This is a genomic window from Mycoplasma sp. 4079 (genome assembly GCF_047785185.1).
Taxonomy (GTDB): domain Bacteria; phylum Bacillota_I; class Bacilli_A; order Mycoplasmatales; family Metamycoplasmataceae; genus Mycoplasmopsis.
The window spans coordinates 1-15,642 of the sequence record NZ_JBLNNG010000009.1; the positions used below are offsets into that span (position 1 = coordinate 1).

Annotated in this window: 13 protein-coding genes; 7 read left to right on the forward strand and 6 right to left on the reverse strand. The window is 28.4% G+C overall.

The features are described from left to right. The first annotated feature begins 333 nt into the window (after positions 1 to 333). From ACMZI9_RS02135 to ACMZI9_RS02155, 5 genes are all read left to right on the forward strand, one after another. Positions 334 to 873 carry a hypothetical protein gene (locus ACMZI9_RS02135; protein WP_323176391.1) on the forward strand — a complete coding sequence of 180 codons (540 nt, stop codon included), beginning with the start codon at positions 334 to 336 and terminating at the stop codon, positions 871 to 873. A 193-nt stretch (positions 874 to 1,066) separates the two neighbouring features. Further along, positions 1,067 to 1,405: a 30S ribosome-binding factor RbfA gene (rbfA, locus tag ACMZI9_RS02140; protein WP_257089750.1), complete on the forward strand. Its 339-nt coding sequence runs from the start codon at positions 1,067 to 1,069 to the stop codon at positions 1,403 to 1,405. A gap of 47 nt (positions 1,406 to 1,452) precedes the next feature. Continuing rightward, a complete protein-coding gene (locus ACMZI9_RS02145) occupies positions 1,453 to 3,237 on the forward strand; it encodes a hypothetical protein (RefSeq protein WP_323176390.1) in 1,785 nt (594 codons plus the stop codon). A gap of 246 nt (positions 3,238 to 3,483) precedes the next feature. Further along, positions 3,484 to 4,632, forward strand: a complete 1,149-nt coding sequence (metK, locus tag ACMZI9_RS02150; RefSeq protein WP_323176389.1) for a methionine adenosyltransferase — start codon at positions 3,484 to 3,486, stop codon at positions 4,630 to 4,632. Beyond that, positions 4,632 to 5,075: an NUDIX domain-containing protein gene (locus ACMZI9_RS02155; protein WP_323176388.1), complete on the forward strand. Its 444-nt coding sequence runs from the start codon at positions 4,632 to 4,634 to the stop codon at positions 5,073 to 5,075. Before metK ends, ACMZI9_RS02155 begins: the two co-directional genes overlap by 1 nt. Before the next feature lie 166 nt (positions 5,076 to 5,241). On the opposite strand, the gene ACMZI9_RS02160 is transcribed toward ACMZI9_RS02155, so the two are convergent. Genes ACMZI9_RS02160 through ACMZI9_RS02180 form a run of 5 tightly spaced genes read right to left on the reverse strand, consistent with a single transcriptional unit; the run spans position 5,242 to position 13,823 of the window. Continuing rightward, complete coding sequence (locus ACMZI9_RS02160; protein ID WP_323176387.1) at positions 5,242 to 7,173, reverse strand: ABC transporter ATP-binding protein; 1,932 nt, start codon at positions 7,171 to 7,173, stop codon at positions 5,242 to 5,244. Continuing rightward, positions 7,151 to 8,911: an ABC transporter ATP-binding protein gene (locus ACMZI9_RS02165; RefSeq protein WP_323176386.1), complete on the reverse strand. Its 1,761-nt coding sequence runs from the start codon at positions 8,909 to 8,911 to the stop codon at positions 7,151 to 7,153. The genes ACMZI9_RS02160 and ACMZI9_RS02165 overlap by 23 nt, the downstream gene beginning before the upstream one ends. A gap of 1 nt (position 8,912) precedes the next feature. After that, positions 8,913 to 9,299, reverse strand: coding sequence for a transcriptional regulator (locus tag ACMZI9_RS02170; protein WP_257088616.1), 387 nt, complete (start codon positions 9,297 to 9,299; stop codon positions 8,913 to 8,915). A gap of 18 nt (positions 9,300 to 9,317) precedes the next feature. Next, on the reverse strand, positions 9,318 to 13,457 hold the full coding sequence (locus ACMZI9_RS02175; protein WP_416099184.1) for an AAA domain-containing protein: 4,140 nt from the start codon (positions 13,455 to 13,457) through the stop codon (positions 9,318 to 9,320). A 12-nt stretch (positions 13,458 to 13,469) separates the two neighbouring features. Next, complete coding sequence (locus tag ACMZI9_RS02180) at positions 13,470 to 13,823, reverse strand: PTS glucose transporter subunit IIB (RefSeq protein WP_416099185.1); 354 nt, start codon at positions 13,821 to 13,823, stop codon at positions 13,470 to 13,472. Between the two features lie 210 nt (positions 13,824 to 14,033). On the opposite strand from ACMZI9_RS02180, the gene ACMZI9_RS02185 reads away from it, so the two are divergent. Both ACMZI9_RS02185 and ACMZI9_RS02190 read left to right on the forward strand, forming a co-directional pair. Beyond that, entirely contained in the window at positions 14,034 to 14,882 is an 849-nt protein-coding gene (locus ACMZI9_RS02185) for a DegV family protein (protein ID WP_416099186.1), read from the forward strand. Then, positions 14,875 to 15,105 carry a hypothetical protein gene (locus ACMZI9_RS02190; RefSeq protein ID WP_257088624.1) on the forward strand — a complete coding sequence of 77 codons (231 nt, stop codon included), beginning with the start codon at positions 14,875 to 14,877 and terminating at the stop codon, positions 15,103 to 15,105. Before ACMZI9_RS02185 ends, ACMZI9_RS02190 begins: the two co-directional genes overlap by 8 nt. Positions 15,106 to 15,183: 78 nt before the next feature. Here ACMZI9_RS02190 and ACMZI9_RS02195 read toward each other — a convergent pair whose 3' ends face one another. After that, on the reverse strand, positions 15,184 to 15,606 hold the full coding sequence (locus tag ACMZI9_RS02195) for a hypothetical protein (protein WP_416099187.1): 423 nt from the start codon (positions 15,604 to 15,606) through the stop codon (positions 15,184 to 15,186). Positions 15,607 to 15,642: the final 36 nt, after the last annotated feature.

The following is a 15,642-nucleotide window of genomic DNA, read 5'->3' on the forward strand; positions in this document are numbered from 1 at the left end:
TTTTAAAACCTTTTGAAATTGCTAAGACTAAATAGTATTTTCCGTTTTGTTTTTTTCTGCATAAGTTGTATTTCATACTCTTTATTATACCATTTTATGTGTGTAATGTAAGTAAAAAAATAAAATTTCTTTTCCTTCATATATCTATAGATATATGGATTAAAAAACGACCCTTAAAAAAGGTCAAACTTGGAAACTCGGGAAATTAAGAAATTTACTTTACTTTCATTTGATAAAGGTGTATAAGTAAAATATATTCAATTTTTTCAAATTAAATATATTTAATAAATTAACAAACATTCTTTTTTTAGACAAAAGAATAAAAGAGGATAAATGAAAAAAATCAAATTCTTACTTTTTGCTACAGGTGTTTTATCAGTAGCATCAATGCCGCTTATTGCTGGTCAATGTTCTGCAAAAGAACAAAAATCTGAAGAACCTAAAACACCAACCAATCCAGAACCACAACCAGTTCCTGTTAATCCAGTAAATGGTGGAACCGATAATCCAAGAACTATAGCAGCTCGAGTTGACCAATACGAAAATGCATTCGTATTGCAACCAGCTGGCACATTTGCATATGTAAATGCTAAGGTTCAAGAAAAAGCTAATCAAATTAGCAGATATGGTCTTTTACAACTTTACAAAGGTTTCAATGGTATAGGAATTAAATCTGGTGGTCAAGGCGATGATAATAAAATTCTTCTTCCTAAAGAAGGAATTACAATTGACCAATTCCTTTCAACTAGAGATACTAAGGATAACAAGTATTTTGATGGAACTTGAAATCCAGAAACAAAAATACTTACAATTAAATACAAAATCAAAGATAATGGCGACAAAGTATATGAACAATCATTTACTTTAAGCTAGAAAAATTACGAAAATTTCAAAATTAAATTAATCAAAATTACCAAAATATATTAGCATCTTGTGAAAAAGATGTTATTTTTTACACATTTTGTCAAAAATTTAAGAAAATTCTTACATTTTAGGGTAAAAGGTGTATAAAATAGTTATAGTTATATTTATATATATTCAATAAGAAAGAAAGTATAATTTAACTATGAACGAAATTAGTTTAAAAAGAAAAGAAGCAAGATTACATCAATTGATTGCTGACATAGTGACTAATGATATTACAAATTCAAATGTAATAGACCCAGTAGTGATGGATATTCAACTATCACCTGACTTATCACATGTGAAAGTGTTTGTATCATTATTCAAAAACGAAGAAAAAGGTATCGAAGCATTAAACAATGCAGCAGGTTATGTTAAAAAAGTGTTATCCAAATCACTCGATTGACGTAAAGTGCCTTCAGTTCATTTCCACTTAGATACAGTTTCTAAGAATGGATACAAAATTGATGAAATCATTAGACAAATTAAAAATGAAAATTAGTTAAATTATTTTTCAATTTTCAAAATTGAAATTGAAAAGGAGAAATTATGAAAAGATCTTGAAAAGTTGCATTCACCATTTTAGGAGCTGCAGCATTAGGAACAGCTATTGTTACAATTCCTATGGCAGCTTTAGGAAAATTCAATAAAGGCGACAATAATAAAGATTTAAAACAACCTGCAAACCCAGGAACAGGAACTTCAACTAACCCTAAAGATGGTAATCAAAATCCAAACACAGGTAACCCTGGAGATGGAAACGGAGGAAATGAAACTCCTAATCCAGACCCAGTGACACCACCAGTAGAAGAGAAAAAAGTATCAGTAACACTTAATGCAGATGTTACAGGAAAGAAAACAGCTTACGTAGCTGATATTAATGACTTTACAATTGATATTCCAGAAGGTGTTACACTTGTTGAAAAATCAGTAGTTGACTTATATGAATTATCAAAAGCAGATACAGATGAAGGTAGAGCTGCTAAAGAATTATTATTTGCTGGAAAAGCTAAAGTTACTGTTAAAACAACAAAAGAAGGTCAAACAGATCCTACATCAGAAGACTTTGAAGTTGCAGGTTATATCTCAAAAGACCAAGCATATGAAAAATTCAGAGCAGTTTTATCAACAATTTCAACATCAGTTGATAAAGATCAAGAAAACAACCTTGCAATTCAACCTCAAACTGCTAAAGGTGTTTCAGCTGGTGCTAAATATTTAGCTGGTTCATATACAAACAAAACATTAGAAAATGTAATCAAAGTATCAGTTACAGGTGATGATTTAGTTAAAGGAGCATTTACAGTAGTAGATGCAAGCACAAACCTTAAAGAAGGAAAAACTAAAGTTATTCCATACTTATACTTAGATGATAGATCACACAATGATATCTTTATGTACAAATCAGGAAGCACAGAAGCTACATCATTAGAAGATGAAGTTGAAGTTACACAATTACCTGTTTTAACAATGAGTGCTGCTGGTATTGTTAATACATACAATGTTCAAAAAGCATTCACAATTGACGAAGCAAAATTATTAGAAGCATTAAATAAACAAAGTATGAGTGAAGTTTCATTTAGCGACTTAACAGTTGAAAATGTTACAACTGCATTAAAATTCACACCAATGACAATCCTTCCAAAAGCTGGTGGTGAAGAATATGGGTATGTATTAGATGAAAACTTCAAAGAAGCATCTAAATTCAAAGTTGCAAAAATCGAAACTATTCCAGGCGATGCGTCTGAAACAAGTGCAAAAATTAGTTTTGAATTTGAAACAGTTATTCCTTCAGTTGCAGAAGGTCAAAAAGTATTCTACTTCGTAAAATCAGCTGAGCCAAAAGCTACAGAATTAACAGAGTCAATGAACGGAAAATTCTCACAAGTTCTTAATGGATTGAAAGCTAAAGAAGCAACACCAGCTCCAGCAGCAGAGAATGAATCAACAGCTAATACTGATTCTACATCATCAGAACAACCTGTTGTTGCAGAAGCTGAATCAGAATACAAAGATGCATTCGTTGTGTTATCAACAGCTACATATGCTAATGCTAAAACTACATATGATGCTAAACAAGGTAAAATTAAAACAAACGGTTTATTACAATCATACAGTAAAGGTGCATTCTTCGGTATAACATCTGGTGGTAACCAAGATAACAATAAATTATTCGCACTTAAAGAAGGTTTAAGCGTATCAAACATTGTTTTAAAAAATAGTAAATACCTTAATGGAACATTAGATGAAGCAAACAAATCAGTTACAATTACATACCAAGTTTCAAGTGAAAATAATAAAGAATACACACAAACATTAGTATTACCTGAATAATAAATGATTAACTTAAAACTCACTATTTTAGTGGGTTTTATTTTGTAATTTTCATCTTATTTTCAAAACAAAATTTTCACTTCATTTTCCTTATTTTTCTTACTCATTGTCCTGAAAAATAGAAGCAAACGCGAGGTTATTTAATGGATTTATAGTAAAATTATCTTGCTAACTTTTCAATGAATTTATTAGCCCAAAATAAATGACTGAATAATTAGTGAACATTTGATTAAATTAGGAGATAAAATGAGAAAACTTTTTACAAGTGAATCAGTTGGAAGAGGTCACCCAGATAAATTATGTGACCAAATTTCTGATGCAATCTTAGATGCTTACCTTGCTTTAGATCCAACGTCAAAAGTTGCTATTGAAACGATGGCAAGTGGGCATAATATTTTCATAGCAGGAGAAGTTAAATCATCTGCTGATATTGATGTTATAGAAATAGCTAAAAACATCTTGAAAGAACTCGGATACTACACAACAGAAACAAGTTTCATTACAGACATCAAAAAACAAAGCGAAGACATCGCTATGGGTGTCGAAAAAGGACACGAAATCGGTGCTGGTGACCAAGGTTTAATGTTCGGTTATGCAATTAACGAAACACCTGAATATATGCCTTTGGGAATTACATTAGCTCACGCTTTAGTTAAAAGAGCTGAAAACTTAAGACAAAATATGGAATTCAAATGAGCTAAAGCTGATATGAAATCACAAGTTACATTAGATTACACAGACAAAGACAATGTATTTGTAGACACAGTTTTATTAAGTATTCAACATTCTAAAAACTACAACGAACAAGAGTTTAAAAAATACATTAAAGAACAAATTATTTTACCTGTATTAAAAGAATACAACTTAGATGCACCTAAACACATTTTAATCAACCCAACAGGTCAATTTGTTATCGGTGGACCTATTGGTGACACAGGTCTTACAGGACGTAAAATAATAGTTGACACATATGGTGGTTCAGCAAGACACGGTGGAGGAGCATTTTCAGGAAAAGATTCAACTAAAGTCGATAGATCAGCAGCATATGCCGCTAGATGAATTGCTAAAAACATTGTTGCAGCTAATTTAGCAGACAGATGTGAAGTTCAAATTGCTTATGCAATCGGCGTTGCTAAACCAGTTTCAATTATGATTGAAACATTTGGTACATCTAAAAACATTCCAGACAGTGTAATTGCTGACTTTGTAACTCAATTATTTGATTTAACACCTAAAGGTATCATTGATGCTCTTGGTCTTAGAAAACCTATTTTCTTACAAACAGCATACTATGGACACTTTGGTAGAAACGATTTACACTTACCTTGAGAACAACTTAACAAAGTTGAAAAACTTAAACAATTAGCTACACAATGATTGGAAAATCAAAAATAATGGATCAAAAAGTATCTGAATATTCGTGTGGTGCAATTGTTTTCAAACAATTCAAAAAACAAATTAAAGTTTTATTAATCAAACAAATTAATGATGTTTGAAATTTTCCTAAAGGACATATGGAAAATAACGAAACAAAACTTGACACAGCGCATCGTGAAGTTTTTGAAGAAACATCAATTAAAGATATAACAATTTATGCAGACAAATTTTATGTTGACACATATTTTGTTAATCGAACAGGTAACTGAAAAGAAGTAACTTACTTCGTAGCAGATACTAAAACCACTTCTTGTCCTAAGAAACTGCTCTCAGAGGTCAAAAAAGTGCATTTTTACCCTATGAAAAGAGCTTTGAATATTCTTACATATAACAAGTCAAAAGCATTCTTAAAACATGCTTATAAACAGTATTTAAATATTACAAATAGCAAGATTAAATAGTCTTGTTATTTTTTATATCTTTAGTTAATTAATTAACTTAAAAAAGATATAAAAAATCAGCACTATTTGCATAGCACTGATTAATTGTGAACGAAATGTTTGTTATTGTGATTTGTGAAGCTTTCTATTTTTATATATAAAAATAGCAAGAAATTGATTTTTCCTGCTATTTGTTTGAAGCATATTCTCATAGTTGAGCATATAGATTTTTATTTTTTATAAGTTCATCGTGAGAACCTTGTTCAATGATTTGTCCATCATCTATAACAATTATTTTTGTAGCATTTTTAACTGTACTTAATCTGTGAGCTATGATAAATGATGTTTTGTTTTGAAGCAACTTATCGGTTGCTTTTTCTATTTGGAATTCTGTATGTGTATCAATATTAGATGTCGCTTCATCTAATATTAAAACTATTGGATTTTTATAGCTAGCTCTTGCTATAGAAATAAGTTGTTTTTGTCCTTGAGATAAATTAGAACTTGAATTAGTTAACATAGTTGAGTATTTATCATCTAATTTTTCTATATGTTCAAATAAATTAGTTGTTCTTGAAACATTAGATAGCATTTGTTCGTCATATAAATCAGAACCATATGTTATATTATTTTGAATTGTATCTGTAAATAATCTTGTTTCCTGAAGCACATAACCAATAGATTTTCTAAGAGAATATTTATCAATATTCTCAATAGGTATATTGTCATACAATATCACTCCATCAGTTACTTCATAAAATCTAGTTATTAAGTTCACTATTGTTGTTTTTCCGGCACCAGTTGGTCCAACAAATGCAATTTTATCTCCTGGATTAGCTACAAAACTAATATCTTTTAATGTGTATTTTTCATCATTTTCATTGTATTTAAAATATACATTTTTAAATTCAATTTTACCTTGTGCTTTTTGGTAAATGATTTGATTTCCTACTTGTGTTTTTCAAGCATAGAAACCATCTTTATCATTTAAATTAACTTCAGTGTATTTATCATTTTCATTAATTACTTTAACTAATTTGATAGTTCCTTGATTAATTTCGCTTTTTTGAGCTAATATATCGAAAACTCTTTTTGAACCAGCTAACGCAAGCATAAATGAGCTTACTGTTTGAGTCATTGCTGAAATTGGACCTGAGAAACTTTTAGCTGATTGAGAAAACGAAACAACAATACCGATTGTTAATCCCAGAGCAACTCCGTTACCTGATTGGTTTGTGATAACAACAATTGCTCCAATCATAATAACAAGAGCATAAGCAATGTTGCTTAAGTTCTTTGATAAAGGTCATATGATTGAAGAAATAAATTCAGATTTAAAACTGTTTTTAGTTAGTGTGTTATTAATATCGGAGAAATTCTTAACTACATTAGCACTTTGACCATACATTTTAATAGTTTTAAGTCCTAAAATAACTTCTTCTGCATAACCTGTTATTTGACCGTTATTTTTTTGTTTATTAATAAAGTACTTACTTGATTTTTTACTAATAATGTATGCACTAAGTGCTATTAGTATTGTTAAAGCAACCATTATCAAACTAAGTAATCAGTTAAGTACAAATAAGATTGTAAGTGATACAGTTAAAGTTATAAACGATTGAATAATTGTAATTATTGTTCTTGATAGAAACATTCTAAGTGTATCTATATCTGAAGTAAATCTAGATACTAGATTACCTTTAGATTTAGAATCAAAGTATTTAATAGGTAAAGTTTGTATATGTTCATACAAGCCCAAACGTAGATTGGTCATTGTTTTATAGGTAATAGATATCATTATTCTATTAGCTATAAAATCACAAATAATACTTGTTAAGAAAATAAGTGCAGATACACAAATAATTATGTAAAACTTATCTTCATTAAATGGATTTGTTCCTAACAATAATTTGTCAACTATTACATATCCTAAAAATAGTTGGTTATATATATTACCCATTGCACTAAATATAACTAAAGTAAAAGCTAAAAGCAATCATCCTTTATTATGTTTTCATAATAAAGAAACTAATTTCTTAAATGAATCTAACTTTTCTTCTTTAGTTAGTTTTAAATTAAGATTGTGATTAGGTGATTTAAATGATTGCATCGACCTCATCTAAACCTCCTGCATTTTGTTGTGATTGGTATAGTTCATTATAGTATTTACTATGTTTAAGTAAATACTCGTGATTACCTTGAATTTGGATTTTCCCATCTTGTAACAAGATAATATTGTCACAATCTTTGATTGAACTAATCTTTTGTGCAATGATAATTTTGGTGCAATTTTTTAGTTTTGACACAGCATTTTTCACGTGATTTTCAGTTTTAGAATCAAGCGCTGATGTTGAGTCATCTAAAATTAAGATTTTAGGTTGTTTAAGTAATGATTGAGCAATTGCTAATCTTTGTTTTTGACCACCAGAAAAGTTTCTTCCTCTTTGTTCTACTACGTGATCTAATTTATCTTCTAATCCATAGACATAGTCATAAATGTTTGCTTCTGATAATGCTTGATAAATTTGCTCATCAGTTGCATCAGGATTAGCAAAAAGCATATTTTCTCTAATAGTTCCTTTAAATAAAGTTGAATCTTGAAATACAACAGAAATTTGTTGTCTTAGATTATCTTTTTGAATCTTATTAATGTTAATCCCATCAATTAAAATAGCTCCATCTTTAACTGAATAAAATCTAGGAATTAAGTTAATAAGTGTAGTTTTTCCTGAACCAGTTTGTCCAATAATTCCAAATGAACTATTAGCTGGAATTCTAAGATTAATATTTTTAAGTGCTTGATGACTTGAATTTGCATATGCAAATGAAACATTCTTAAATTCAATGTCAGCAATTACATTGTGTTTGATTGCGTCTTTTGCATCTAATATAGTAGGAACATAATTTAAAATTTCTTTAATTCTTTTTGAAGCAGGAATTGACATTAAAATTTGACTTAAAACGTTCATAATTCCCATTAAAGAACCTGAAACCATTCAGATGTATGAACCAAATGCCATAATTGTTCCAATTTGAATTTTTTGCCCTAAATACAATTGTGTTCCAATTATTGCAAGTGTAATAAATGAGCTATAAATTATTCCATTAATTAATAAGCTGTTAAAAGTTAAGTACTTATTAACTTTAATATTAGTGTCTTTAAGTGTATTAGCTAAAGATGCAACTTTGTTGTATTCTGAGTTTTCAGTCACATATGATTTGATTGTTCTAATGCTGTTTAAGTTTTCTTGAATTTTTTGATTGTATAAATCATATTGTTTATACATTAGTTTGAATTTAGGGAAACTAATAAATCAGATTAAAACAAAGAAACTACATAATATTGGTAATGTTACTAAGAATATAGATGACAAAGTCAATGATAGTTTAAATGACATTGTAAGTGACAACAAGAAGATAATAGGTAACCTAATAAAAGTTCCGATTATGAACCTAAATGACATTTGAACATTATTCACATCTATATTCAGTCTATTTATGATTGAACCATTTGTAAAATGGTCAATATCTTCAAATGAAAATTCATTAACTTGTTTAATTATTGCGTTTCTGATGTTTTGAGCATATCTAGTGGATGCAATATTTGAAAAATATGCACCTAATATACCTGTTAGAAGCGCAATAAGAGCAAGAGCTATTAGAATAGCTCCTTTTTGTAGTACATAATTAATATCAGCAGTATTGTTTTGTAATGCATTAATTACATCTTTTGAAACATCAGGTAAAAATACCTGCATTAAAACTTCTACTAAAATTGTAAAAATAGACAAAAGACAATATATTCGAATGCCTTTTGTCAATTTTCAGAAAGTAATTTTTGGAATTGGTTTTTGCATATTATTTTTTGTTTACGCTTGAAACGTATTTTAAGTTGTGATTGTGTTCTCCAACTTCCATTACGTGTCCATCTCCAAAACATTTGCAAGCCATTTTGTCAAGTAAAGCAGGATCTGAGTGTTCCATAATTTCTTCAACTAAGTAACCATATTGTTTTTTAAATTCATTTGTTACATAGTATTTTGATTTTTTACCTTGTTTTGTTCTAGCTACCACTTTGTCTCTTCTTAAATCACCTAAGTGTTTTGAAACGTTAGCTTGTTTTTCCTTTAAAAGGTCAACTAAATCTAAAACGTCACATTCTTTTTCGTGACAAGTAAATAAGTGAATAATTAAATTTCTTTTAACGTCCTTAGACATAAATGTTAAAAATTTTTCGATTGTCATGATAAGTTCTCCTATCTATTAAAAGTCATCGTATTGTCCATCATAAATTCATTCTTCTGTTTTATCTTGCATCGTCGGATGAATTATATGAGATTTTTTCTTATTTAACACTTCTTCTGCTTGTTCAACTTTATCAAGTGTTATTTGTTCTTCTTTTGTAACAGCTCTTGGGTTGAATGATTCAAAATTTAATACAAAATTATCATCATCTTCATCGCTGTAATCTAGGTCATCTACTTGTGATTCTTGTGAATCTGTAGAAGTTTGTTGTTCTTTAGTACTGTCTGCAACAAATTCTTGTGTTATTTGTTCTTCTATATTTTCTGGTTTGATTTGGAAAATATCATCAAATGATGAATCAATTTCACTTTGGTTAATGAATGGTTCTTCTGTTGTTTGTTCTTCTTTAATTACTATTTCGTCTACAGCAACGGGTTCTTCATTAACTTCTTTATTTTGTATATCTTCTATTATTTGTTCAGTTTCAATATTATCATTTGAAACTTCATTGTTTTCAAATGTTCAGATTTCTTCATAAACATCTGAATCATTTTGAGTTTTTATTTTATTATCATTTTCTGAGTTTGATTTCTCAACTAATTGATCTTCTGAATCAATTTCTTCTTCAAGTGTGTCTTCGACTTCTTCAGGTTTATTTTGTTCTTGAATACTTTCTGAAGTTTTACTCTCCATAAATTCTTCTTCTTCTTCTTCTTCATCCTCATCAGATGAATCAAAGTTAAAGATTTTTTTCTCTACAACAGTCTCTGTTATAGGTTCAACTTTTTCATCTGAGAGAATTACAACTTGCTCTGCAGGTTGTTCTTCGGCTTCGATTATTTGTTCATCATTAATATTTAAATCAACTTCATCTACTTCTTCAGCAATTGGTTCAATTGTGATTTGTGCAGTTAAAATTTGATTTTGTACTTGTGGTTCTCTAGCAACTTCGTGTTCTGCAGTTTTGTTAATTGTGTAAGTATTTGTTACTTGACCTTTTGAAGTTGATTTAAACTCTTTTGTTTTTGCAGGCGTAAATCAACTATCGATTTGATTTTGAATTCAAATTCAGTTAATAGGTGTAACAACTTCCACATCATATGATTTAGATTTTAAGAATTTAACTGCATCATATAAAGACACGAAGTTTTCTTTTGAATTTGCATAGTACATTGTGTCAAATGAAATACATTTGAATGGTATTTTGTTGTATGTAACTACAATGTCTATATCTAATGAACCAACTATGTAATCTTTGAACACTTCAAAGTTTGGATCATATGCAATTGCACTTTTAATTCTGTTAAATACTAAGTTTTTAAATCAGTCGTCCTTGAGTTTAGTATTTGAAATTGAATAATGGTTTTGATCAAATGATTCTTTGATTTCAATTCTTCTTTGTTCTGATTCTTTTTCTAAGAATTGAAGTCAAGATTTGAACACTCTAATATCGTCAGATATTTCAGGTGTTAAAATGATATCTTCAGATTTGATTGTCTTAATGATAATCATTTTTTCTTTAGCACGTGAAATCGCTACATTAAGAGCATTTTTACCACCTGGACGTGAAACGTATGTAGACGATAATTTTGTGTTCTTATCGTAAGCAATTGTTGCAATAACTAAGTCAGCTTCGTCTCCTTGGATGTTTTCAATGTTTCTGATTAAAAGTTTCTTGCTGTGAATTGCTTTTTCAAGTAATGGATATTGATTGTAAATCAATTCTGTTATGTAATTACTTTGTTTAACGTTAAATGATAAAAGAATTATTTTCTTATATTTATCTATATTTTCTATTACTTTGTCTATAGCTAATTTAGCTTCAACGATGTTTTTGTTTTGGTCTCAAGAACCATCTACTTGGTAAACTTCAATCGGTTCATTATTTCAAGCGTTAGCAGCATCTAAAACGTTAAGTTTACTTTGGTAGAAAGTTTTTGATGAGAACCCCATAAGTTCAGCGTGATTTGAACGGTAATTCTTATCAAGCATAACATTATGAACTCCTAATGAAAGTGCATAATCTAGAACTGATTCAACTTTACCGAAAATCGAATCATCTGTAATACGTTGCACAAATCAAGAAGTCGGTTTCATTTGCTCTGTGTCACCAGCAAAGATTTTGATTTTTGCTAAATAAAGAATTGGAATGGCATTTTCAATGAAAATCTGACTTGATTCATCAAGGATTGCATAATCAAATTCTTCTTTAGATCAACCTGATAAATCTGTGTTAGGTGTAGCAACTACAATTGGGAATAATTGTTTAATCATTCCAGTGAATTTTTTAACAAATCTATAAGGTTCTAAGTTTTGAATTCTTACTGATTGAGCAAATTCTCTATATTCTTTTTTAAGTTTTTCGTCAAATTTATTAATTCTAGCCACTATTAAGTGAGCCACAAAGTCTCTGACTTCTTTTATACTCATTCTTTGTGGTCTAGGTTGAATGTTTTTGTAAGCCGTAATTAAATTATTAAGTTTTTTAAATGGACTGTGTTCTGAATTAATGTGCTCAAATCCAATTGTGTTTACAAATTTCATTAAATCACTTAATGAACCATTGAATGTAGGTAATTTTTCGTCAATTAAGTTACCTAATTCTTTTAGTCTTCTATATTCTTTTACAAAAGGTAAATATTTATATTTACTTAATTTAAGTAATTCTTTAGCTGTTTGACGGTTTGTTGGTTCAATTGGATATTTAACATCTTTTGGAAGCGATAATAGAAACTCGATGTCTGTTAAATGATCGAAATCTTGCTTTTGTGATGCAAAGTAGTAGTAAGTTAATAAAACATCTTTTGCAAGTGAATCATTTAGATATTCAGAAGCAGCATCTATAAAGTTAATTTCGCTTTCTGAAATAACATTCAAAGGATGGAATCCATTTGTTCCACTAAAGTTCTCAAGCATATCTAAGTATTTTTTAATAGGTTCATAGAATGATTTTCTGTTTGTATTCTTTGTATTTAATATAAATAAACAGAATGCAGATAAATCATCTAATCTATTTTTAATAACTTCAAGCGCTGCTCTCTTTTGTGACGCAACAATTGCTGTTTTCTTTCTTACTAAGATGTTAGCTAATATATTAACTATTGTTTGAGATTTACCTGTACCAGGTGGACCTCAAATAACAGTGTTTTGAAGCATCGAACTTACAATAGCCTTATCTTGAGATAAGTTTGAATCTGTTATCTTGATTAATCCTATGTTATCTCTATATGTATTATGCTCAACTGTAGCTTTATAAATGTTTTTATTAAACTCAACTTTGATGATGTTATCAATTTCATCTTTTTGAGCAATCTCTTTCATTCTGTTTCTAGCATACCCACCTCAAGGTTGGTAAATTCCTAAAACAGCACCTGGATGGAATTTAATGTTTTCATTAGTAATTTCTTCCTCAGGATTTGAGATTTTCTCAAAAGGATTTTTAAGTGAAACTGGTAAATCAAATAAATCGTTTCAATCTTCTTGTAACTTATTAATTAAAGTAGAAATCTTGTAGTCTTTAAATTCTGCGTCAATAGAAATCTTGAAATCATTATTGTTTAAGAAGAATACAAGTTTTTCATTAACTTTAATATCTCCATCTGATTTAATAATTGGTTTACCGTTTACAAAATCAATTGATGCTTGTTTTAAGAATAAAGGAGCATAAATGAATTTGTCATCTTTCTTAAGTGAAATAAATAGAAAACCTATATATAAAGGTCAAATATTTGTTTCATCAAGAATGTTAGTTACTTTGTCATCTAACAATTTTCATTGTGTGATTGACTTTTGTAACATTAACTGTAAGTCATTTAAAATCTTTTTCTTGTAGTATTCTCAATCTTGTTGTACGTTTTCTAAATTAACTTTAATTTTTAAATGATGCAATACATCAAGTTTGCTTTCTAAATATAAGACCAAGTTATCAGGTCCTGATATATTAGAAATTTTTTCAATCAAAGTAATTACATTATTGTCTAGCGCACTTATTTGAAATGTTTCATTGTTATAAAACGTATCTCAGTTTTTATCTCCTATAAGCGAATACAAGTCATAAAAATATTTATTTTGTATTTTAGTAAATATAGAAGAGTCAGTCTGCGAAATATCTAATAAGTTATCTAGAATAATCTTATATTTGTTTTGTTCTTTACTCATTTTGTAACCTCATTATTTTACTTGTTGTTCTAATTGTCTTAATGTTTCATTAGCATACTCACCAAGTGTTATAGATACTTTAGAACTAGATAATAAAATTCCACTTACACCTTTTAATTCTTTTAAAGCTTCTGTATCGACTTTGTTGTTTGATTTAACTGTTACAACTAGTCTACTTATTTTAACTTCAAAGTTATCAATATTTTCTTTAGCACCTAGAGCACTAACTAATTGTTCAATTTTGAAAGGAAGCTTGTTACTTTGGTAAATAGTATTCTTAGCTTTCTTTTCTTTGTTTCATTTAATTCATATGAAACCTAACGTAATAATAGTTAGAAAAATAATCTTTGTCATTTGTTTAGTCATAGTAATAATTATATTGTAAATATAATTATTATTAAATATTTTTTATATTATATATACATATACACGTGTGAAAATACTTTTAGCATAGTGTACAAGGCATTTTAGTCAAAAAATAAAACTAAATTATTACTAAAAATGCATATATTTTTATATATACATTTTATGTATATATAAGATTTTTTTACAATAAATTGCTATATAATTTACTTTATGGAAAAAATAGGTATTATCATTGATTCCTTTTCAGGAATCTCAAAAACCGAAGCAGAAGCTCTCGGATTTTATTATTTACCATTACAGATAGAAATTGATAAAAAAGTTTATCAAGATGGTATAGTTAACCCTCTTGAAGTTTTAGAACAGCTTGCTGCTGCAACTGATATTAAAACTTCATCACCAAAATTAGATATCCTTCAAAGCACAGTTAAAAAAGCTGCTGAGGAAAACCAAGAAGTTATTTATTTAGGTATCTCATCTAAATTATCTTCTACACCAAATCACGTTGCAGCTATGTCTAATGAATATAAAAACATTCATGTAGTTGATAATCACTTTGCAGGTGTTCAATTATTATATGCAGCTAAATATGCTAAAAAACTAAGTGAGCAAGGCTTAGAAGTTCAATCTATTATCAATCATCTTGCTAAAATAAATGAAAAATCACACACATTCTTACTCCCTATGAACTTAAAATATTTAATTTCAGGTGGTAGATTATCATCAGTTAAAAAGTTTATCGCTTCAAAAGTAAGTATTTACCCTGTCCTTTCATATGATAAAAATGACGCAGTTTCGTTTGTTTCATTCAAATTAACTTCGTCAGGTGCTATTAAAAAACTATTTGAAAAAGTAATGGAAGCAGTTGATAAACCAGAAGATTACGTTTTCACTTGAATGCACGGTATAGATGAAAAAGTTAATAAATTAGTTCAAGAACAAGCAGAAAAACACTCAATTAAACTTGTTAATGAACAACTTACTTCAAGTGTTATTTCAGTTCACACAGGTCCTGAAGCTTTTGCTATTATGATAACTCCAAAAGAAGGTTACGATGCCTAGACAAAAGAAAAATGCTAAAAAACCAGGTTACTCAACAATCAAATCAGAGAAAAAATATACTCAATTAGTTGATTTAGTAATCGAAGAGAATGTTAAAGATGAAACATCTGTTAAAAGATATAAGAAAAACAGACTAGCATATATACTAGCTATTTTCTCTTTAGTTCTATTAATTGCATTAGTAGCTGTCTTAATTACAGCTATTGCACTTAAATGAATATAATTACATAATCAAAAACATCTTAACGTAGTTGTTAAGATGTTTTTTAATCTAATTTTAGTGTTTTTGTGTTTAACTTGACTAAATTTGATTATTTAATCGATTGATTTGAATTACTTTTACATTTCTTAGATTGTCCATAACTTTATCGTGAATGATTTGTAGAATTTCTAATTCATTAAACTCACTAATTTTCTTATGTAGTACTTCGTGATTAATGTTGTATGAATTCTTAAACAAGATATCTTCTTTAATTTTAAATATTGTGTTTACATTAAGTTCATAATCAGTTAACCCATCTGCAGTATATAAAAGTACACCCATATCAGTGTCTAATTTGAATTTTTTGTGTTTAACCTCACAGAATAAGTATTCATTACCCACTTGTAAGATTGGCATAATTAATTTATCAGTCATTTTCGATTTTTTAAATAAGAAGTCGAATAAATCATCACTGATTTCGTGAACTTCAAATAAATCTATAAGTTTTTCTTTATTTTTCATTTTGTACCTCATTTATTTAGTAAATTTAGTCAAATT